The 1,226-nt window shown below is 72.5% G+C and carries 1 protein-coding gene; it reads left to right on the plus strand.

Going from position 1 to position 1,226, the window contains the following annotated elements; all coding sequences use genetic code 11:
* Positions 1 to 1,226 (plus strand): acyltransferase domain-containing protein (locus TR48_RS35595; protein WP_152628364.1); only part of this gene is annotated, 1,226 nt, incomplete at both ends.

Below are 1,226 nucleotides of genomic sequence, written 5' to 3' on the forward strand. Positions count from 1 at the left end.
CTTGTTCGTGGAGTTCAGCCGTCAGCGCGGTCTGTCGGCGGACGGCCGGTGCAAGGCGTTCGCGGGTGCCGCGGACGGTACCGGCTGGGGCGAGGGCGCGGGCATGCTGCTGGTCGAGCGGCTCTCCGACGCCCAGCGCAACGGTCACCCCGTCCTCGCGGTGGTCCGTGGTTCGGCGGTGAACCAGGACGGTGCGAGCAACGGCCTGACCGCCCCCAACGGTCCGTCGCAGCAGCGGGTCATCCGTCAGGCGCTGGCCTCCGCTGGTCTGACGGCCGACCAGATCGACGCGGTCGAGGCCCACGGCACCGGCACCAGGCTCGGCGACCCGATCGAGGCCCAGGCCCTGCTCGCCACCTACGGCAAGGACCGGGACACCGACTCCCCGCTGTGGCTGGGCGGCGTGAAGTCCAACATCGGGCACACGCAGGCCGCAGCCGGTGTGGCCGGCGTGATCAAGATGGTGCTGGCCATGCAGCACGGCGTGCTGCCGAAGACGCTGCACGTCGACGAGCCCACCCCGCACGTCGACTGGTCGGCGGGCGCGGTGGAGCTGATCACTGAGACCCGGCCGTGGCCCGAGACCGGTGCTCCGCGCCGCGCGGGCGTCTCCGCGTTCGGCATCAGCGGGACCAACGCGCACACCATCCTGGAGCAGGCGCCGGAATCCGCGCGGGAGACGGCTGCCGAGGCGACCGTGTCGCCGTCGGTGCTGCCGGTCGTTCTCTCCGCGAAGCACGACGCCGCCCTGCGGGCCCAGGCCGAGCGGTTGCTGCCGCTTGCCGGTGAGGCCGAACTGCTCGACATGGCTGATTCGTTGGCGACGGGCCGCGCAGCGCTGGAGCGCCGCGCGGTGGTCATCGCCGACGGGCGGGACGAACTGCTGCGCGGACTGCAGGCGTTGGCTGCGGGTGACTCCACGCCGGGCGTGGTGCGCGGCACGGTGGTGGAGGGGCGCACGGCGTTCCTGTTCACCGGTCAGGGCAGCCAGCGGGCCGGGATGGGTCGTGAGCTGTACGAGGCCTTCCCCGCGTTCGCGGAGGCGCTGGACGAGGTGTTCGCACATGTGGACCAGCACCTGGACCGCCCGCTGCGCGAGGTCGTCTTCGCGGGTGAGCGGATCGACGAGACGGCCTACACGCAGCCGGCGCTGTTCGCGATCGAGGTGGCGCTGTTCCGTCTGGTGGAGTCGTGGGGTCTGACGCCGGACGTCCTGGCGGGGCACT

Origin of the sequence: Streptacidiphilus neutrinimicus, from assembly GCF_000787815.1 — a bacterium.
Lineage (GTDB): Bacteria > Actinomycetota > Actinomycetes > Streptomycetales > Streptomycetaceae > Streptacidiphilus > Streptacidiphilus neutrinimicus.